The sequence below is a fragment of the Bacillus sp. B1-WWTP-T-0.5-Post-4 genome, assembly GCF_009183795.1.
GTDB classification, from domain to species: Bacteria; Bacillota; Bacilli; order Bacillales; family Bacillaceae_G; genus Bacillus_A; species Bacillus_A cereus.
Window position 1 is genome coordinate 75,305 of sequence record NZ_WEIJ01000012.1, and the last position, 19,759, is coordinate 95,063.

Sequence of the window (19,759 nt, forward strand, 5' to 3'; positions counted from 1 at the left end):
GTGTGCTTTCGTGGTATATAAAATAAAAGCTCCTTCCACGTATGGAAGGAGCTTTTATTTTTACATATTAAAACATGCTTGAGCTATGCATTGGTTGAAGTTTTGCATTTGGATCGAAGTAAGCTTTTGCATTGTTTACTGCTGTTGGTGCTTCACCGAAGCCGCAAGCAATGAGTTTTACTTTTCCTTCATATGTACAAATGTCACCAGCAGCGTAAATGCCAGGAATATTTGTTTCCATTTTTGAATTTACAAGGATGCTGTTTTTTTGTATATCTAAGCCCCAGTTTTTAATTGGGCCAAGAGAAGAAACGAAGCCATAGTTTACAATTACGTCATCAACATCGATGATAACTTTTTCTTCCGTTTTTACATGTTGAAGAACGACTTGTTCAATTTTGTCATCACCAATGAGTTCTACTGGAACGTATGGTGTACTTACTTCTGCACGAGAATTCATTAAGCTTTCTACGCTATGTTCATGCGCACGGAATTTATCACGGCGATGAACGATTGTAACTTTTTCAGCAATTGGTTCTAACATCATTGTCCAATCAACAGCTGAATCGCCGCCGCCAAATACTACGACGCGCTTACCGGCAAATTTATTCATATCATCAACGAAATAATGTAAGTTTTTCTTTTCATACTTTGCTGTACCTTCTAATTCTAAGCGGCGTGGTTGGAAAGCACCATTGCCAGCAGTAATAATAACTGATTTAGAATAGTGAGTTTGCTTATTCGTAACAAGTTTAAATATACCGTCAGCTTGTTTCTCAAGCGTATCGACAGCTTCTTCTAAACAAACGGTTGGGTCAAATTTCTTCATTTGCTCTTTTAAGTTATCAACTAATTCTTGTGCGCGCACTTTTGGGAATCCAGCTACATCATAAATGTATTTTTCAGGGTAGAGTGCGGATAATTGTCCTCCAAGTTGAGGTAAGCTTTCAATGATTTTTACACTTGCTTGTCTCATACCGCCATAAAATGCTGTGAACAGTCCCGTTGGACCACCACCAATAATTGTTATGTCGTAAACTTTTTGATTTTCTGCCACTTTCATTCCCCCTATAGATGGAATTTTGATATTGATTTCATATATTGTTCATATGTACACGAAAATCCTGCAAATGATGATACTTTCAAATAAATGATAGCATATTTGAGTTCATAATACTTCTGAAAACGACTGAATTGTGTGTAAGTTTTCGCATAGGTTCTTTTTTATTGTATAAAATATACAAAAAGGAAAATACATGAAAAAAAGGCTAAAAAACCCTTGAAAACGCTATGTTATTTTAAAATATTGATAATTCTCCAGACGCTTGAATTCTGGAATAAAACCGACTAATATAGGGAAGTATTATGTTAAATTTCTATGACAAAATTCGTACGATTTTTTGACTGCGTTTTGTTATGATATAGAATGTGATAAATTCCACATTCTTGACAAATAGAGTTTTTAGTACTTGGTATTATTTTTCATTACTATTATATAAAGAAAAGGGTTGTGATTTGGTGAAGACTCCAAAAATCGTAGTTTTAGGTGCAGGTTATGGCGGGATGATTACGACTGTTCGTCTGCAAAAAGCATTATCTGTAAATGAAGCTGAAATTACGCTAGTAAACAACAACAGCTATCACTACCAAGCGACTTGGTTACACGAGAGCGCAGCTGGTACATTACAAGATGAAAAAATCTGTCTAGATATTCAAGACGTTATTGATACAAATAAAGTGAACTTTGTACAAGACACAGTAGTAGAAATTAAAGCTGCTGAAAAACGCATTATCTTAAAAGACGGCGAGTTAGAGTATGACTACTTAGTAATTGGTCTTGGTTTCGAATCAGAAACATTCGGAATTACAGGATTAAAAGAGCATGCATTCTCAATCGCTAACATTAATGCAACTCGTGAAATTCGTGAGCATATGGAAGCTAGTTTCTCTAAATATGCAACTGAACAACGCGATGAGTTAGTAACAATCGTTGTTGGTGGTGCTGGATTTACTGGTATCGAGTACGTAGGTGAGCTTGCAAACCGTGTTCCTGAACTTTGCAAAGAGTACAATGTACCACGTGAAAAAGCACGTATCATCTGTGTAGAAGCTGCTCCAACAGCACTTCCAGGTTTCGATCCAGCGTTAGTAGAATACGCTGTAAAACAACTTGAGAAAAAAGGTGTAGAATTCCGCATCGGTACAGCAATTAAAGAAGCAACTGAAGAAGGTATTATCGTTGCGAATGGCGATGACACTGAATTAATTAAGTCTGAAACAGTAGTTTGGGCTGCAGGTGTTCGTGGTAACGGTATTGTGGAAGAGTCTGGATTTGAAGCAATGCGCGGACGTGTAAAAGTTGATGAGTACATGCATGCTCCAGGATACGAAGATGTATTCATGGTTGGTGACGCAGCGTTAATCATTAATGAAGAAATTAACCGTCCATACCCACCAACAGCACAAATCGCAATTCAACAAGGTTACAATATTGCACACAACTTAACTGTATTAGTTCGTGGTAAAGGCGAAATGAAGAAATTCGTATTTGATAATAAAGGATCTGTATGTTCTTTAGGTCATGACGATGCAATGGGCGTTGTTATGGGTAAAAAGTTAACAGGTTGGAAAGCTTCCTTCATGAAGAAAGTAATCGATAACCGTTACCTATTCTTATTAGGTGGACCTTTATTAGTTCTTAAAAAAGGTAAATTAAAGTTCTTTTAATATATATTAGAAAAAGCAGAAACGGCTAAGAGCTGTTTCTGCTTTTTTCATATTAAAAATATAGTATAATATAAAAAGAAAGAATATTCTGTCCGTTCTGAAAGAGGAGGTTATTACATCATGGAAAAACGAGGGAAGGTATGGCTAGCTGTTAGTGGTTTAGTAGCTACAAAAGATGGTAGGTGGCTATTTGTTAAGAAGAAATACAGTGGATTAAAAGGGAAATGGTCTTTACCGGCTGGTTTTGTAAATGAAGGTGAGACGGTTGATGAAGCTGTGAAACGCGAAGTGTTAGAAGAGACAGGCATTGTCGCTCATGTGAAGGGAATCATTGGTGTTCGATCGGGTGTTATTCGTAATGAGATTAGTGATAATATGATTATTTTTCTTTTGGAGCCTGAAGGAGAAAATATTATTATACAGGAGAAAGAATTGTCTGAAGTGGCGTTCTTACATCCGGATAAGATTGTAGACGATCCGAATACGTCTGTGCTTATTAAATATTTGTTAGAAGGAAGATCAGAACTACATCTTGAAGTGGACAAAACATTAAATCCAGGCGAACCATTTGGTTATACAGCTTATCACGTATTTACGGCACGTGCGAAGGAGAGGGGAAAAGAGTGAGTATACCGGTACTACTTATTTCAATGATGTTATTCTTTATTTTGTTCTTTGGAATTGGATTTTTACTCAACATGATTTTGCGAGCTACTTGGGTAATGGTTATTGTGTATCCGATTGTTTGTATGCTGATTATTAATAAAGCGAGTATGTGGGATTATTTTTCAAAACCGAAAGAAACATTTTCTTCATTTGGGACAAGTGTATCGCACTTAGGACAAGCAGACGTATTTATTCTATCTACTGGATTAGTAGGGGCTGCTTTAGCAGGAGTCGTAATCAAGAAACTTCGGAAAAGCGGATATCAAATGTTTTAATCTCCAATTAAGTTGGAGATTATTTTTTTGCATATTCCTTCATGGTATAGGGAATGATTAACGATGAAGGAGTGTGGAATATAAAAATGTTAAAACGATATTGTATTCGCATTATGATGACTTGTTTACTTGCAATTGCATTATGCGTAACATGGAATGCTTTCACAGGAGTTTCTTTATTAGAGATTGTAAAGAAGTATGAGGGAACGAGTGCAAAAGAAGTACATGCAGCAGAAGTTAAGAGAAATGTTGCTCCGAGTAAAGAAGTGATAAATGCTTTAGAGCAGGCAAACGACTGGTCTAAATATCGTTCAATTGAAATGACTGCAACAGGTTATACGTCGGGAATTGAGTCAACTGGTAAGAGGCCGGGACATCCGGAGTATGGTATTACATATTCAGGTGTTAAGGCGAAAAGGGATTTATATTCCACAATCGCAGCGGACTTACGCGTATTCCCAATTGGAACAATTTTATTCGTACCAGGTTATGGGTATGGTGTAGTAGCTGATAAGGGCGGTGCAATAAAAGGAAACCGTCTTGATCTATATTATGATACGGTGAAAGATGTTTATAGCCAATGGGGTAAGAAAAAAGTAAATGTGTACGTAGTAAAAGTAGGAAATGGTAAGTTTACAGAAGAAGAGTTAACGATGTTAAATCAAGACGAAACGATGCAAGTGTTTCGTGGTCAATATTTAAAACAAAGATAGTCTAGTCGTAATTACGCTAGACTTTTTTTCTTGGCTTATTTCATAATAGAGGGGATTTTACACGTCATATAACTGTAGTTAGAATTGTCGCATTTTATCGAAAATAAAGTTATAATGGTGGTAGAGAAATTTAGGGGGTCTGAACATGTTTCAAGTACAAAAAGAATTAGCAGGTCACGAAGCAGTAATTGTCGCTTTATTTGAAGAAGAGAAAATGAGTAGTTTTGTACAAGAACTGGACAAAGCGTTTGAAGGACAATTACAAGTTTTACTAGAAGAGAAAGAATTATCTACGAAGAAAAAGGCCATTTCGAAAGTACATAGCTTAGGAAAAACAAATGTGAAACGTTATTACTTTGTTGGTTTAGGCAAGAAAGAGTCTTACACGACAGAAACGTTACGTGCGGCTCTTGGTAAGGCATTTAAAACACTGCAAGTAGCAAAAGTACAAGATGCAGCAATCTTACTTGATTCTTTCGTAACAGAGAAATTAGAGGCGATTGATGTCGCTCATATTGCAGCAGAGGTACAAGGCCTTGGTACATATGAATTACAAACGTATAAATCAGATAAAAAGGATCGTGTAGAGTTAGAGAAGTTCACGGCTATTACAGCGGAAGATGCACAAGAAATTGAAGCCGCATTAACAGTTGGCTACGTACATGGACGTGCAACAAATTCAGCTCGTACACTTGTAAATATGCCGCCAAACGTATTAACAGCGACAAAGCTTGCTGAGTATGCTGTTGAATTAGCGGAGAAGTATGATATGGACTATAAAGTTCTTGAGAAAGAAGAGATGGAAGATCTTGGTATGGGTGCGTTACTTGCAGTAAACCAAGGTAGTGTAGAGCCACCAAAAATGATTGCTCTTATTTATAAAGGAAAAGAAGAGTGGACAGATGTCATTGGATTCGTTGGAAAAGGTATTACATACGATACAGGTGGTTATTCTTTAAAACCACGTGAAGGCATGGTCGGTATGAAAGGTGATATGGGCGGTGCAGCTGCTGTATTAGGTGCGATGGAAATTATCGGTGAACTTCGCCCAGAACAAAATGTGATCGCTGTTATTCCTTCAACTGATAACGTTGTAAGTGGTACGGCATTTAAGCCAGACGATGTAATTACATCTATGAGCGGAAAAACAATTGAAGTATTAAATACGGATGCAGAAGGTCGTCTAGCTTTAGCTGACGGTATTACGTATGCGAAAAAACTTGGTGCAAACTACCTTGTTGATGTTGCAACATTAACAGGCGGTGTAATTGTTGCACTTGGAAACTATACGACAGGCGCAATGACAAATAATGAAGAGTTATTTGAGCAAGTGCTAGAGGCTTCTATGGAAACAGATGAGCCAATTTGGCAACTACCGATTTTTGATCGTGATAAAGAACGCGTTCGAAACAGTAAGTTTGCTGATTTAAATAACTCACCAGGCCGTGAAGGACATGCGGTTATGGCAGGTACATTCTTAGGCGAATTCGCTGAAGATACACCGTGGGTACACTTAGATATCGCTGGAACATCAGAAACAAAAGGCGCGCACGACTTAGGTCCAGCTGGAGCAACTGGTGCAATGGTACGTACACTTGCAACACTTGTGGAGCGCTTCGGAGAAGAATAAGAGTATAAGTGAAGACTGTTCCAATATTTTGGAACAGTCTTCTTTTTATAGGTTTGTTTACCCCGCTATTTGCCGGGTAGTAAGACTCGCACCCCAAAATTCAGCGAAAGCAAAGCAGTTAGGTGGGGTTGTTGGTAAAAGCCCGATTGGTGAGGGCTGATTAAAGTTTCACTTTATAAAGAAATCGTATACAAAATCCCGTTTAAAGCAAAAGAAGTACGGCCCGTTTCTTCAGAGACAACTAATATAAGTGCATCACTCTTTTCTGATAAGCCAATTGCAGCTCTGTGACGTGTTCCTAGCTCAGGATCAACTTCTGTACTTTTCGTTAAAGGAAGAATATTAGCAGCTGAGACAATATGATTATTTTTTACGAGAACGGCACCGTCATGAAGAGGGTTACCTGGATAAAATATTGATTCGAGTAATGGCGCAGTTAAATGAGCGTTTAATGTCGTTCCAGTTTGAATGAGAGCTTCAAGCGTCTCGTTTCTTTCCACAACGATAAGAGCACCATGTTTTCTGGCGCTTAAATGTTGGATAGCTGTTGTAATAAAAGATGAACTTTCCGTATAAGGTGATAAATATGCCTGAATATAGTATGTAGCTGCCAATGTTTGTACATTTGCTAACATATGATGAATATCTTCCATTTTGCATAAAATACATTCGTCTTCTTTATCGATTGCGTTCCTCATAATCGATAGTTCTTTTTCAGCAATTTCAATCATTTGCTTTGTTTGTATTTTGAGCTCTTCTGACAAGCCCCATTCGTGCATAATCCTCATTCCCTTTAGTGGAGTATTTAACAATAGTGTATACAAATATTCCTAGTAAAATCCTACTAGATTTTATAAAATATTGAGATACAGCATGTTTTTTTCATATAATAAAGGTATGACGAGCGAGAGGAGAGAGAAGAATGAATTGGAAACAAGAATTTAGTCGCTGGCTTTCTTACGCACAATTAGATGCAGAATTAAAAGAACAGCTAGAAAATATGAAGCAAGATGAGAAGAAAATCGAGGATAGCTTTTATAAAAATCTAGAGTTTGGTACAGGTGGTATGCGTGGTGAACTTGGTGCTGGTACGAACCGTTTAAACGTATATACAGTTCGTAAAGCAACAAAAGGATTAGCAAGCTTTATTGAAAAATTAGGTGAGGAAGCGAAAAAACGCGGTGTTGTTGTAGCCTATGATTCTCGTCATAAATCACCTGAGTTCGCAATGGAAGTTGCTGCTACACTTGGGGCACGCGGTATCACAACATATGTGTTTGAAAGCTTACGTCCAACGCCAGTACTTTCTTTCGCAGTTCGTCATTTACATACAGTAAGTGGAATCGTTCTTACGGCAAGCCATAATCCACCTGAATATAACGGATACAAAGTATACGGTGAAGATGGTGGACAGTTACCTCCAAAAGAAGCAGATGAGTTAATTAGCTACGTAAATGCAGTAGAAGATGAATTAACAGTTGAAGTCGCTAATGTAGAGCAATTAAAAGCTGACGGTTTATTACATATTATTGGACAAGAAGTAGATGATGCATATGCTGCAGAATTGAACAATGTCATCATTAATAAAGAAATGGTGCAAAAGGTTGGTAAAGACTTAAAAATCGTCTTTACACCATTACACGGAACATCAAATATTTCTGTACGCCGTGGTTTAAAAGAAGTTGGATTTACAGATGTAACAGTTGTAAAAGAGCAAGAGTTACCAGATCCAAACTTCTCTACAGTAAAATCACCGAACCCAGAAGAGCACGCAGCGTTTGAGTATGCCATTCGTGACGGTGAAAAGGTAGGCGCAGATGTATTAATCGCAACTGATCCTGACGCAGATCGTCTAGGTGTAGCGGTGCGCAATCATAATGGTGAGTTCCAAGTATTAACAGGAAACCAAACAGGTGCATTAATGCTTGATTACTTACTATCTCAAAAGAAAGAAAACGGAACGCTTCCGGAGAACGGTGTCGTATTAAAAACAATCGTAACGTCTGAGATTGGTCGTACAATTGCGAAAGCATACGGTTTAGATACAGTTGATACGTTAACTGGATTTAAATTTATCGGTGAGAAAATTAGGCAGTATGAAGAAAGCGGACAATATGAATTCCAATTCGGTTATGAGGAAAGCTATGGTTATTTAATCCGCCCATTCTGCCGTGATAAAGATGCAGTACAATCTGTCCTATTTGCATGTGAAGTAGCTGCATACTACAAATCACAAGGGAAAACGTTATATGACGGTCTATTAGAAGTATTTGAGAAATACGGCTTCTTCCGTGAAGACCTTGTATCGTTAACGTTAAAAGGAAAAGATGGAGCGGAAAAAATCCAAGAGATGATGGCAACGTTCCGTGAGAATCCTCCGAAAGAAGTAGCGGGCTTAACAGTCGTAGCAGTGGAAGACTATAAAGCAAGCATCGTTACATCTTTACAAGATGGACATAAAGAAGAGATTCACTTACCGAAATCAAATGTGTTAAAATATCAATTAGAGGATGGTTCATGGTTCTGCCTACGTCCATCTGGAACTGAGCCGAAGATTAAGTTTTACTTTGGTGTAAAAGATAGTTCTTTACAAAATAGTGAACAAAAGTTACTTACTATTAAAGAAGACATTATGAATCGTTTATAATACAAAGTAATTTTAAGTAGTAAGGAACAAAAGGGAGCGAAATCTCCCTTTTGTTTTATGTAGGAAATAATTGCTATTGATTCCGACAGGAGAGAGGGTATTTTGTGATGAAAAAAGTAAGAAAAGCGATAATCCCAGCAGCTGGATTAGGAACACGTTTTTTACCAGCAACGAAAGCAATGCCGAAAGAAATGTTACCGATAGTAGATAAACCAACGATCCAATACATTGTAGAAGAAGCAGTGAAATCGGGTATCGAAGATATTATTATCGTTACTGGTAAAACAAAGCGTTCTATTGAAGATCATTTTGATAATGCATTTGAACTAGAACAAAACTTATTAGAGAAGAAAAAATATGAGTTGCTTGAAAAAGTACAAGCCTCTTCAAAAATGGTAGATATTCATTATATCCGTCAAAAAGAGCCGAAGGGACTAGGACATGCTGTTTGGTGTGCGCGTAAATTCATTGGTGATGAGCCGTTTGCAGTGTTACTAGGTGATGATATTGTCCAAGCTGAGAAACCGTGTTTACGTCAATTAATGGATGAGTATGAAAAAACACTTTCTTCTGTTATTGGTGTACAAACTGTTCCAGAGTCGGAAACACATCGCTATGGAATTATCGATCCATTAGAACAAGAAGGTCGTCGTTACCAAGTTCGCAATTTCGTTGAGAAACCAGCACAAGGTACAGCTCCTTCAAACTTAGCAATTATGGGCCGTTACATTTTAACGCCTGAAATCTTTATGTTCTTAGAACAGCAACATGTCGGTGCTGGTGGTGAAATTCAATTAACAGATGCAATCCAAAGCTTAAATGAAATCCAACGTGTATTTGCTTACGATTTCGAAGGAAAGCGCTACGACGTAGGTGAAAAGCTAGGATTCGTTCAAACGACAATTGAAATGGCCCTGCAACACCCAGAATTACGTGATGACATGGTTGCAATGATGAAGAAAATTTTAGAAGAACAAGCGAATCAAGAGTCATAATAAAAAATGAGTTATTTCAGTATACTGAAATAACTCATTTTTTTATTATGAAATCGTCGAATGAGAATGCTGATAAGCAGAACGACGCACAGCATAGTATATGCGAGGTGCGATAATAGCACCGATAATTGTAAATGCAATATCTTTTACTGCAAACCACATCATAATCATCCAAGCAGCTTTATAGCTCATATTACCGCCCATAAAGATATTGACTGCTCCGTACATGTAAGTAGTACCGATTATATAAGTTAAAATAATTCCAGTGAAAGAGGCAATTGCAAATGTAATGAAAGTTGGTCTTTCTTTTTGTTCTACTAGTTTTCCTAATACGTAAGCAACAATAATAAAGGCGATAATAAAACCACCAGTAGGATCTAAAAGTGCTCCAAATCCAGCTTTGAAGTTAGCGAAGATTGGTGCGCCGGCTAAGCCAACGAGCATATATACAGTCATGGATAAGGCACCAAGTCTACTTCCAAGAAGAAGACCTGCTAAAATTGCGAAAAATGGTTGCATAGATAATGGGATGCCTGCTACTTGTAAGAAAGGTGCCCAAGATACAATATTTGCACCGATGGCCATAAGAGCAACGAACATGGCAGCTAATGCTAAATCTAAAACATGAAATCTTCTCATAATGTTAACCTTCTGTTGTTTTTAGGTTAACATTATCGTAGCGAAAATATTTACTTGTTGTCAATCAAAATATTTTGATAAGAAGGCTTTAAATAGTCTCTTAGCAACGTATATGGAATACGAAATTGCGGAATTCCACTTGAATAGGGAGCAATCTCATATAAAGGGAAATAAATGACGAGATTATCTGGCTCTAAAAAGAAGTGAAATTTTTTCATACTCATTACTTTTTCAGTTGCATCAGGAAAATAAATGCTTTCATTTTGTTTAATTTGTCGTACAATCTCTGCACGGATTACATCTTTATATTTATCCTTTTGTTGAAATAAATCGTCTAAGTGCAGCACCTTTTTTTCGTTTAAATCAAATGTATTTGCCTTCCACGTATAAAGACCGTGTGCTCCGCCAGTATATTGATAGTAATTCACATATAGGCTAAGAAAAGGTGGTTTGTTTAAAGAGACTTTATAATCAACATTTGCTACGTACGGATGAAAGGGTGTACTAGATCCTTCTGTCTCTTTATAATATTTTTTTGCTTCTTTTTCTAATTTGTTTTTAAATTTGTCAGTGGATTTTTTGTAGTATAAATTGAGTTTATTTTGAAATTTAGAATCAGAAAAGTTGTGAAAAGAAGGCCTATTTATTTGATATTCTATATAAGGTTTCTTACCTTTTTGCGTTACAGTCTTAACATCGATTGTCAGGTTAGATGCTTTGGCTGTTATTGCACAATTTGGTACAATAGTCAGCAAGGAGAACATAAGCAGTAATATACAAAATTTCTGTTTCATTTAGGTGAAGCCTCCTTATATAAGTGTTATAAGTAGTTTGAAAATAAATAGGTAAAATTATACATTTAATTAAAGTAAGAGAAGGGGGAAGCGATATGGCAAAAACTTTAATGGATTCACTTGGAATTGAGTTGTTAGAGATGACAGAAGATAAGGTAGTTGCTACGATGCCTGTTGATGAGCGTACGCATCAACCGTTTGGATTTTTACATGGAGGTGCATCGGTTGCATTAGCGGAAACAGTGGCAAGTGTTGGTTCATATAATTTAATTGATCAAGAAAAATGTATTTGTTTCGGATTAGAAATTAATGCAAACCACATTCGCTCAAAGAAAGATGGAATTGTAACAGCGATCGGAACACCGATACATAGAGGACAATCGACAATGGTTTGGGATGTTCGTATTATTGATGAAAATGATGATTTACTATGTATATCAAGATGTACAGTAGCAATTAAAGAAAAACGTGAAAAGTAAAAAAGAGGCGCTCTTATGAGCAGCCTCTTTTTCTTATAATTAGAACTGGATTTTCTTCTCTAAGAAACCTTTTAGTTCGCTAATTGGCATACGAACTTGTTCCATTGTGTCACGGTCACGTACTGTAACAGCTTTGTCTTCAACTGAGTCGAAGTCGTATGTGATACAGAATGGTGTACCGATTTCGTCTTGACGACGGTAACGTTTACCGATAGAACCAGTTTCATCAAAGTCTACCATGAAGTCTTTAGCTAATTCTGCGAATACTTCAGTAGCACCTTCAGATAGCTTCTTAGATAATGGTAAGATAGCTGCTTTGTATGGTGCTAAAGCAGGGTGGAAACGAAGAACTGTACGAGAATCGTTTTCTAATTGCTCTTCTTCATATGCATCACATAAGAATGCTAATGTTACGCGGTCTGCGCCTAAAGATGGCTCGATGCAGTATGGCACGTAACGCTCATTCGTTTGTGGATCAATATAGTTAAAGTCTTCGTTTGAATGTTCCATGTGACGTTTTAAGTCGAAGTCTGTACGAGATGCAACGCCCCAAAGTTCGCCCCAACCGAATGGGAATTTGAATTCAATGTCAGTTGTTGCATTACTGTAGTGAGATAACTCTTCTTCACCGTGGTCACGAAGACGCATGCTCTCTTCAGACATACCAAGTGAAAGTAACCAGTTTTTACAAGTTTCACGCCAGAATGCAAACCACTCTAAATCTTCACCAGGCTTACAGAAGAATTCAAGTTCCATTTGTTCGAATTCACGTGTACGGAATGTGAAGTTACCAGGCGTGATTTCGTTACGGAAACTCTTACCGATTTGGCCGATACCAAATGGAAGCTTTTTACGCATAGAGCGTTGAACGTTTTTGAAGTTTACGAAAATACCTTGTGCTGTTTCAGGACGAAGGAAGATTTCGTTTGTGCTAGACTCTGTAACACCTTGGAATGTTTTGAACATTAAGTTGAACTGACGGATTTCAGTGAATTCTTCACTACCGCAATCAGGACATTTTACTTCATGTTCTTTCATTAAGTCAGCCATTTGGTCGAAAGTAAGACCGTCAACAACCATTTCGATGCCTTTTGCATCTAAAGCATCTTCAATTAATTTGTCAGCACGGTGACGAGCTTTACATTTTTTACAGTCAATCATTGGATCGTTGAAGTTACCAACGTGACCAGAAGCGATCCAAGTTTTAGGGTTCATTAAAATAGCTGCGTCTAAACCAACGTTGTGTGGAGATTCTTGAATGAATTTTTTCCACCAAGCTTTTTTAACGTTATTTTTTAATTCGATTCCAAGTGGACCGTAATCCCAAGTGTTTGCAAGACCACCGTAAATTTCAGAACCAGGGAAAACAAAACCGCGATGTTTCGCTAAGTTTACAACTTGTTCCATTGAATACATAAGAAAATCCTCCTTTTGAAAGTTAACGTATTGGCGATGACATACTCTGATACTTTGGAAACGAGCAGTATATGCTAAAAAGAACATAAAAAAACGCTCATCCCAAGGCTTATTTGCCTAGGGACGAGCGTTTGCCCGCGGTTCCACCCTAGTTGATACACAAAAGGTGCATCCACTTTATCATGTATTGCTCGGGACTGCCGTTTCCTTGCGGCTTCAGGCTTTCACTATCCCTGAATCGCTTTTTATGCAAGTACTTATAAGTCCGTCATCGCTACTTATATTAATAATAATGAACATATTCTAACACGTTCTTTTTTAAATCTCAATAGAGGAACGCGTCTATCTATGATAGAGTCTCGCCTATTTTTTCATTATTTATTCCGTAATTTTCTTTAATATGCTTAATTGCTTCACGCTTACTTAATGGAGCGAGCTCATTGTTTTGAACGTATTCCCAAACTACATTCGGATTTGTTTTTGCATATTCACGAAGGACCCAGCCAATCGCTTTTTGAATGAAAAATTCTTTTGAAGAATGTAGTTGTCCAATAATCCAGAAAAGAAGTTCTTCATCCATCTTTTGTTTATATTTTAGTTGGAATAAAATAGCGGCACGTTGTAACCATATGTTATCTGATGCAATCCATTTTGGAATATAGGCAGAAATTAATTCTGGATGTTTTAAAAAGATATCGCCTAAAAATGTAGGGACGATGCTATCGACAGAGTCCCACCAAGATTTTGTGACAATCAGTTCTTCTAAGAAGGGGATATGAGTTTCGTTTATATGCTTTTTATATTTTTGCATAATATCAAGTGCGGCCGCTTGGAATTCACGTTCTGGCAAGTCCCAAAGCTCACGTATGATAATTTGGAAGTCTTTTTGATCTGGGAGAGTATGTATTTGAATGATGTCTTTTAATAATTGGCGTCTTTCCGGTGTTTGAATACCTAGAAATGGGAAGTGATTTTTCATATAACGAGCCATAGGTTCTGCTTTTTCAGGATTTTGATGAGCTGTGAAATGCTCTTGTAATGCTTTTACAAATGGATGCATAAGTGTTGCTCCTCTCTTATTCTCTTTCTTCTCTTATTATACAAAGAGTTTGGATAAATTTTAAAACATAACTTGCAATGTAATGAAATATGTTGAAAGTAGAGAGGAGAGGATAAGATGGAGGATCAAGGCGTATTAGCAGGTTTCTTTGCTCTTAGTTTTGCGTTTATTCTTGTTATATTGATTTGGGCAATTATTTCATATTTGTTAACGGCTTTTGCACTTTATTCGATGGCGAAAAATGATGGTGCAACGGACGGGGTGCTTGCGTTTATTCCGTTTTTGAATAGTAAGACATGGGGTGACTTAGCGAAAGATAAATTACCAGATTTTTTGAAAGAAGAAGCAGGGTGGAAAGTATTCGGCATATATGTTGCATGTTTTATTTTTAATTTCGTACCAATTATAAGTTTACTAGCAACAGCTGTATCGATTGTATTGTCCATTTATCTTATCTACGCTATTTTAGACAGATACGGAACGAACTCTATATTATTTACGATTATTCATGTAATCACATTTTCGGTGTTCTTACCGATTCATTTATTTATTATTCGGAATGAACCGGTGAGATATAAAGAGTAGATTTTTCGTTTTGTTGATAAGTCGATATATTTTAGATATAAGTAAAAAAGCGCCCTGATTATCAGAGCGCTTTTTTTACTACATAAGGTAGCGTAAATAAATATAAATGTGAGAAATGATTAATGAAACGATCATAATTGGGAAACCGACTTTTAGGAAGTCCATGTAACTAAATTTATGTCCTTCGCGGCTCGCGATACCTGCAACGATTACGTTGGCAGAAGCTCCGATTAATGTTCCGTTTCCGCCCAGACAAGCACCTAGTGCTAATGCCCACCATAATACATCGATTTGTGCGTCAGATGGTGATAAGCCTAGCCCAACTGCCATATCGTTAATAAGTGGAATCATTGTTGCAACGAATGGGATGTTATCAATTGTTGCAGAGGCGATACCAGATACCCATAAAATAAGGATGGATGCGTAAGAAATATCTCCGCCTGTTATACCAATTACTTTTTGAGCTAACATTTTGATAAGACCGATATCGATAAGTCCTCCAACAAGTACGAATAGCCCTGCGAAGAAGAAGATTGTTACCCATTCTACACTTGCGAATACCTCTTCAATTTCATGTTCTTTCACACCAATTAACATAAGTACAGTAGCACCAGTTAAGGCGATAATAGCGGCATCAATATGGAAAATAGAATGAGTCATGAAACCTACAATTGTAAGTCCAAGTACCGTTAAAGATTTTTTCATTAATACTGGATCTTTAATGTATTGTTTTTCATCTAAGCTCATTAATTTTTTTACTTGTACAGGATCGGCAATTAATTGTTTGCGGTACATGAAGTAAAGTATTGTTGCTGTAACTGCAATAATAATAATTACGATTGGTGCTAGATTCAATAGGAAAGCATTGAAGTCTAAATGCTTATTTGCAGAACCAATCATAATGTTAGGTGGATCACCAATTAATGTTGCTGTTCCTCCAATATTTGAAAAAATAATTTCAGAAAGTAAATAAGGAACAGGATTTACTTGTAGTATGCGCGTAATAGATAAAGTAACTGGAACAACAAGAAGTACAGTTGTAACGTTATCTAAAAATGCGGAGCCAAGCGCGGTAAGTAGGGAAAGGGAAATTAAAATTTTAATTGGATTTCCTTGTGCCCCTTTTGCTGCTTTAATGGCAACGTATTGGAAAACACCTGATTTACTTGTAATGTTCACCAAAATCATCATACCGATGAGTAGCGTAATCGTTCCCCATTCAATATGTTTCGTAAAGGCGTTATGTAAATCGACGACCCCCACAATTACCATGAATGCTGCACCGAGAAGTGCGATGACAGCGCGATTAATTTTTTCAGAAATAATAATGGCATATGTAATTAAAAAGACTGCGATAGCAAAATAATACTGCCAGTTAGCGAGTTCTTGCGTTGTTTCATGCAAAGATCTCATCTCCTTTCATTCATTTTTCTTAGTGTGTCAAATATTAACTAGATGAAACACACATAACGTCATTATAAAGTAGAAAAACTGCGGATGTAAATGAAAGGAGAGATTTTGTCATATTTTCTGCATAGGTCATTTTTTCTTATTTTTTAAAATATTTGTGGGCATTTGACATATATATAAGATACATCCAATCTGAATATTTAAAATGGAATTAGCATTCGAGCTTGTTCGTGTAGGAGTGTCAAATAGAAAGGAATGACAAAAATGATAAGGAAGGGATCGTATGGATGAACAACGATTTTTATTTTTAGACTTTGAGTTTACGATGCCCCAGCATAGAAAGAAACCGAAAGGATTTTTTCCAGAGATTATTGAGGTAGGACTCGTTTCAGTTGCTGGCTGTAAGGTAGAAGATACGTATTCATCACATGTCAGACCGAAAACATTTCCCTCTTTAACGGATCGATGTAAGAAGTTTTTGGGAATAAAACAAGAAGTCGTAGATAAAGGGATTTCATTTCCTGAACTCGTTAAGAAGCTTGCAGAATACGAAACGAAATGTAAACCGACAATTGTAACGTGGGGAAATATGGATATGAAAGTGCTGAAGCATAATTGTGAGATGGCAGGGATAGCTTTTCCATTCTTCGGACAGTGTCGTGATTTATCGCTTGAGTATAAGAAGTTTTTTGGAGAAAGAAATCAAACAGGATTATGGAAAGCAATTGAGGCGTATGGAAAAGTAGGGACAGGGAAGCATCATTGTGCGCTTGATGATGCGATGACGACGTACAATATTTTTAAACTAGTAGAAAAAGATAAAGAGTATTTAGTAAAGCCAGCACCTCCAACATTAGGAGAACTCGTTGATTTTTCAAAAGTGTTAAAGAAAGTGAGCACACAGTAACGACCAAATTGCACATTATGTAATTTGGTCGTTTTGTTTTTTAGAGTTTGTAGTCTTTCTTTAACTGTTGTAATGTTTCTAGACTACGCTCTGCAAAAGGTGAATCATCTTCAAAAAATGAATTCATTTGAGTTTCTAATGCTAATTTTAGTGACTCGGTATAATCCGGAATTTCTCCTTCATATTTTTTCACCATTTGCTCTGGAATGTTCGTCTGTTCACGGAAAGCTAAAGCGCGTCTTTCATGGAAAAATGGTACGTCAGCTTGTTTTACGTTATGTAAGTCACCTTGCACCGGATGTTTTAAAACAGCTAATACTTTTACGACGTAACTGCCAGGGCGGCTATTTGTAACTTCGCCAATGTATTTTCCTGTTTTATAAATACCAGTAACGATTTCGCCAATTTCAAATGTTTCTCTCATATTTTTCACCTCAAGTTTATAGTAAGGAAAGTAGGAGAAGGAGTCAAAGAAATCATTTGCTTTCAGAACGCCCCTTGAGAATATGGATAGGTTCCACTATAATTTAAAATGATATAACAGAAAATTCTGATGTTTTATAAATCCTATAATAAGGAGTGTTCTATATGATGCCTTTATATTTTCCGGAAGATAAAACAGAATATATTATTCCAGGGATTGTTTGCGTTCTATTTATTATCGGTGCTATTGCCACCTGGCGCATGTTTATTCGTGTATCAAAAAGAGAAGCAGAGCGATTGCAGAAAGTTGAAGAAAAACTATTAGCTGAAAAGAAACAGTAATGCATTTTTGTATGTTTCCCTCTATGCTCGGACAATCTAAGGGCAGAATATATTTTGGAGGGAATAAAATGAAGAAACGGCTTTTTTTCAGTTGTTGTTTATTATTTCTGATGGCAGGTTGTGACCAAGGAAAGCCGAAAGAAATTGAAGTGAAATTACATAATGCTTCAGGAGATGAAGTAGGGACTGCGAAAGTAGTTCAGCAAACAAGTGGAGTGAAAATTACGATTAAAGGGGAAGGTTTCACGCCAGGCCCGCACGGACTACATGTACACGAAATTGGAGAGTGTAAAGCACCTCGTTTTGAATCAGCTGGAAATCATTTTAATCCAGATGATAAAAAACATGGTCTTCTTAATCCGAAGGGTGCAGAAAACGGTGATTTACCGAACGTAGTTGCAGATGGTTCTGGAAAGATTAAGGCGGAAATTAATGCCCCACACATCACACTTGAAGAAGGAAAAACGACGATTCATAGAAAAGATGGAGCGTCTATTATTATTACAGAAAACCCTGATGATGGTATGACTCAACCGACAGGTAAATCAGGGGATCGAATTGCTTGTGGCGTAATTGTAAAAAAAGCATCGGATATGAAGAAAAAGTAAAAGCTACCGTGAATGGTAGCTTTCTTTGTGAAATGTAATTGAAAATATATTAGCGATTATTGGAATATATCGACTGTAACTCAAATTATATCGGCGATTATTGGAATATATCGACCGTAACTTGAAATATATCGACTTACTGACAAAATATGACAAAGGAGTCTGTCCAAGAATGATTAGGGGGACAGACTCCTTTCTTATTATGAAACCGTATGACGCAGTCTGTTTAAAATTTCTTCTAAAACAGATCGTGGACAGCCGATATTAATTCGAATATGTTCTTCGCCACCTAACCCGTATTTCTCACCAGGTTCAACAATGATTTTTCCTTTTTCCTCAAGTAATGCAGTACGCTCGTTTTGAGAAAGCTTTAGACGAGAACAATCAATCCATAATAAAAAGCTACCTTCTGGCTTCGTTACGGAAAGAGCAGGTATGTGAGTTTTAATATATTCACAAGCAAATTGAGCATTATCTTCTATATATAATCGAATTTCGTTTAGCCAATCATTACATTCTGTATAGGCACTTTGCATCGCTGTATAAGCGAAGATATTTAATCCGTGGAAGCCTTGTCTATATTGGATAGATGTAAAGGCTTGACGGAGTTTTTCATTTGGAATGATAATAATCGATGCTTGTAATCCAGCGATATTAAATGTTTTACTTGGAGCCATACAAGTGATAGTGCGCTCTGCTAATTCTTCAGATAAGGAAGCGAACGGTGTATGTGTATGATCTGCATAAATAATATCGGAATGAATTTCATCCGCCACAACGATTACGTTATATTTAGTACATAACGATCCGAGCTGCAAAAGTTCCTCTTTCGTCCAAACGCGCCCGATTGGGTTATGAGGGCTACAAAGAAGCATGAGTTTGATGCCTTGCTGAAACTGCTTTTCTAAATGCTTGAAGTCTATCACATATGTATCATTTTGTTTCTGTAATGGACTCACGTATAACTGTCTGTTGTTTGTTGTGACCATTTCGAAAAATGGAGGATAAATAGGTGGTTGTACGAGAACGGATTCGTTTTCTTTTGTGAAAGCTTGTATGCTCGTACTAAGAGCTGGAACGATTCCGGCGCTAAAGACAATCCATTCTTTTTGAATATCCCAGTCGTATTGTTGTTTTGTCCAGTTACAAATAATATTCCCAATATTTTCGGGAGGAAGTGTATAGCCAAAAATCGGATGTTCGATTCGTTGTTTTAAGGCAGTTTGGATTGGTTTTGGTACTTCAAAATCCATATCAGCAATCCAAGCATGGATAAGTTCTTCGTTTTTATATGTATCCCATTTTATACTATGCGTTCCACGTCGATTGATTGCTTTATGAAATAGTTGCATAAGTTTGCTCCCTTCTTCTGTAAAACCAATAAGTTATGAAAGTTCTCTCTCTTCTTATAGAATAGCTGATGTGATAGGATAAAGAAAACTA

Annotated in this window: 21 protein-coding genes; 12 read left to right on the forward strand and 9 right to left on the reverse strand. The window is 36.9% G+C overall.

All coding sequences use genetic code 11. The annotated features are described in order from the left end of the window. Nucleotides 1-67 precede the first annotated feature (67 nt). On the reverse strand, nt 68-1,057 hold the full coding sequence (locus GBN91_RS24970; protein WP_000829789.1) for an NAD(P)/FAD-dependent oxidoreductase: 990 nt from the start codon (nt 1,055-1,057) through the stop codon (nt 68-70). A 461-nt stretch (nt 1,058-1,518) separates the two neighbouring features. Here GBN91_RS24970 and GBN91_RS24975 point away from each other — a divergent pair, with 461 nt between their 5' ends. From GBN91_RS24975 to pepA, 5 genes are all read left to right on the forward strand, one after another. Then, nucleotides 1,519-2,727 (forward strand): NAD(P)/FAD-dependent oxidoreductase, encoded by a 1,209-nt coding sequence (locus GBN91_RS24975; RefSeq protein ID WP_137050169.1) that lies wholly within the window; start codon nt 1,519-1,521, stop codon nt 2,725-2,727. 120 nt (nt 2,728-2,847) lie between these two features. After that, the gene (locus GBN91_RS24980; protein ID WP_000415315.1) at nt 2,848-3,354 is read left to right on the forward strand and encodes an NUDIX hydrolase; all 507 of its coding nucleotides are present in this window, start codon (nt 2,848-2,850) and stop codon (nt 3,352-3,354) included. Further along, complete coding sequence (locus GBN91_RS24985; protein WP_000027016.1) at nt 3,351-3,668, forward strand: YuiB family protein; 318 nt, start codon at nt 3,351-3,353, stop codon at nt 3,666-3,668. Before GBN91_RS24980 ends, GBN91_RS24985 begins: the two co-directional genes overlap by 4 nt. 86 nt (nt 3,669-3,754) lie before the next feature. Then, a complete protein-coding gene (locus GBN91_RS24990; RefSeq protein WP_006922360.1) occupies nt 3,755-4,381 on the forward strand; it encodes a 3D domain-containing protein in 627 nt (208 codons plus the stop codon). Nucleotides 4,382-4,526: 145 nt separating this feature from the next. Further along, nucleotides 4,527-6,011 (forward strand): cytosol aminopeptidase, encoded by a 1,485-nt coding sequence (gene pepA, locus GBN91_RS24995; RefSeq protein ID WP_000487952.1) that lies wholly within the window; start codon nt 4,527-4,529, stop codon nt 6,009-6,011. Between the two features lie 173 nt (nt 6,012-6,184). Here pepA and cdaS read toward each other — a convergent pair whose 3' ends face one another. After that, entirely contained in the window at nt 6,185-6,790 is a 606-nt protein-coding gene (cdaS, locus tag GBN91_RS25000; RefSeq protein WP_000545252.1) for a sporulation-specific diadenylate cyclase CdaS, read from the reverse strand. Between the two features lie 143 nt (nt 6,791-6,933). On the opposite strand from cdaS, the gene GBN91_RS25005 reads away from it, so the two are divergent. Then, complete coding sequence (locus GBN91_RS25005) at nt 6,934-8,658, forward strand: phospho-sugar mutase (RefSeq protein WP_001104227.1); 1,725 nt, start codon at nt 6,934-6,936, stop codon at nt 8,656-8,658. 107 nt (nt 8,659-8,765) lie between these two features. Further along, on the forward strand, nt 8,766-9,653 hold the full coding sequence (galU, locus tag GBN91_RS25010) for a UTP--glucose-1-phosphate uridylyltransferase GalU (RefSeq protein ID WP_002097988.1): 888 nt from the start codon (nt 8,766-8,768) through the stop codon (nt 9,651-9,653). 45 nt (nt 9,654-9,698) lie between these two features. Here galU and GBN91_RS25015 read toward each other — a convergent pair whose 3' ends face one another. Continuing rightward, nucleotides 9,699-10,292 carry a biotin transporter BioY gene (locus GBN91_RS25015; protein ID WP_152122601.1) on the reverse strand — a complete coding sequence of 198 codons (594 nt, stop codon included), beginning with the start codon at nt 10,290-10,292 and terminating at the stop codon, nt 9,699-9,701. Between the two features lie 50 nt (nt 10,293-10,342). Then, the gene (locus GBN91_RS25020) at nt 10,343-11,086 is read right to left on the reverse strand and encodes a DUF3298 and DUF4163 domain-containing protein (protein WP_000810329.1); all 744 of its coding nucleotides are present in this window, start codon (nt 11,084-11,086) and stop codon (nt 10,343-10,345) included. A gap of 95 nt (nt 11,087-11,181) precedes the next feature. Here GBN91_RS25020 and GBN91_RS25025 point away from each other — a divergent pair, with 95 nt between their 5' ends. After that, complete coding sequence (locus tag GBN91_RS25025; protein ID WP_001140612.1) at nt 11,182-11,565, forward strand: hotdog fold thioesterase; 384 nt, start codon at nt 11,182-11,184, stop codon at nt 11,563-11,565. A 39-nt stretch (nt 11,566-11,604) separates the two neighbouring features. Here the strand turns inward: GBN91_RS25025 and GBN91_RS25030 are convergent, their stop codons facing one another. After that, nucleotides 11,605-12,981: a glycine--tRNA ligase gene (locus GBN91_RS25030; protein ID WP_000287147.1), complete on the reverse strand. Its 1,377-nt coding sequence runs from the start codon at nt 12,979-12,981 to the stop codon at nt 11,605-11,607. A 346-nt stretch (nt 12,982-13,327) separates the two neighbouring features. Beyond that, nucleotides 13,328-14,041: a DNA alkylation repair protein gene (locus GBN91_RS25035; RefSeq protein WP_000553310.1), complete on the reverse strand. Its 714-nt coding sequence runs from the start codon at nt 14,039-14,041 to the stop codon at nt 13,328-13,330. A gap of 117 nt (nt 14,042-14,158) precedes the next feature. Between GBN91_RS25035 and GBN91_RS25040 the strand changes: the two genes are divergently transcribed. Beyond that, on the forward strand, nt 14,159-14,626 hold the full coding sequence (locus tag GBN91_RS25040) for a hypothetical protein (protein ID WP_000390061.1): 468 nt from the start codon (nt 14,159-14,161) through the stop codon (nt 14,624-14,626). A 78-nt stretch (nt 14,627-14,704) separates the two neighbouring features. Here GBN91_RS25040 and GBN91_RS25045 read toward each other — a convergent pair whose 3' ends face one another. Beyond that, nucleotides 14,705-16,030: an ArsB/NhaD family transporter gene (locus tag GBN91_RS25045; protein WP_000545209.1), complete on the reverse strand. Its 1,326-nt coding sequence runs from the start codon at nt 16,028-16,030 to the stop codon at nt 14,705-14,707. Between the two features lie 289 nt (nt 16,031-16,319). Between GBN91_RS25045 and kapD the strand changes: the two genes are divergently transcribed. Next, nucleotides 16,320-16,943: a 3'-5' exonuclease KapD gene (kapD, locus tag GBN91_RS25050; RefSeq protein WP_000344356.1), complete on the forward strand. Its 624-nt coding sequence runs from the start codon at nt 16,320-16,322 to the stop codon at nt 16,941-16,943. Nucleotides 16,944-16,983: 40 nt separating this feature from the next. Here kapD and kapB read toward each other — a convergent pair whose 3' ends face one another. Then, nucleotides 16,984-17,367, reverse strand: coding sequence for a kinase-associated lipoprotein KapB (gene kapB, locus GBN91_RS25055; RefSeq protein WP_001209342.1), 384 nt, complete (start codon nt 17,365-17,367; stop codon nt 16,984-16,986). A gap of 164 nt (nt 17,368-17,531) precedes the next feature. On the opposite strand from kapB, the gene GBN91_RS29000 reads away from it, so the two are divergent. Both GBN91_RS29000 and sodC read left to right on the forward strand, forming a co-directional pair. Continuing rightward, on the forward strand, nt 17,532-17,708 hold the full coding sequence (locus GBN91_RS29000; RefSeq protein WP_000982757.1) for a hypothetical protein: 177 nt from the start codon (nt 17,532-17,534) through the stop codon (nt 17,706-17,708). Nucleotides 17,709-17,776: 68 nt separating this feature from the next. After that, nucleotides 17,777-18,316, forward strand: coding sequence for a superoxide dismutase [Cu-Zn] (sodC, locus tag GBN91_RS25060; RefSeq protein WP_006922350.1), 540 nt, complete (start codon nt 17,777-17,779; stop codon nt 18,314-18,316). A gap of 200 nt (nt 18,317-18,516) precedes the next feature. Here sodC and GBN91_RS25065 read toward each other — a convergent pair whose 3' ends face one another. Next, nucleotides 18,517-19,668, reverse strand: coding sequence for a MalY/PatB family protein (locus tag GBN91_RS25065; RefSeq protein ID WP_025710387.1), 1,152 nt, complete (start codon nt 19,666-19,668; stop codon nt 18,517-18,519). Nucleotides 19,669-19,759: the final 91 nt, after the last annotated feature.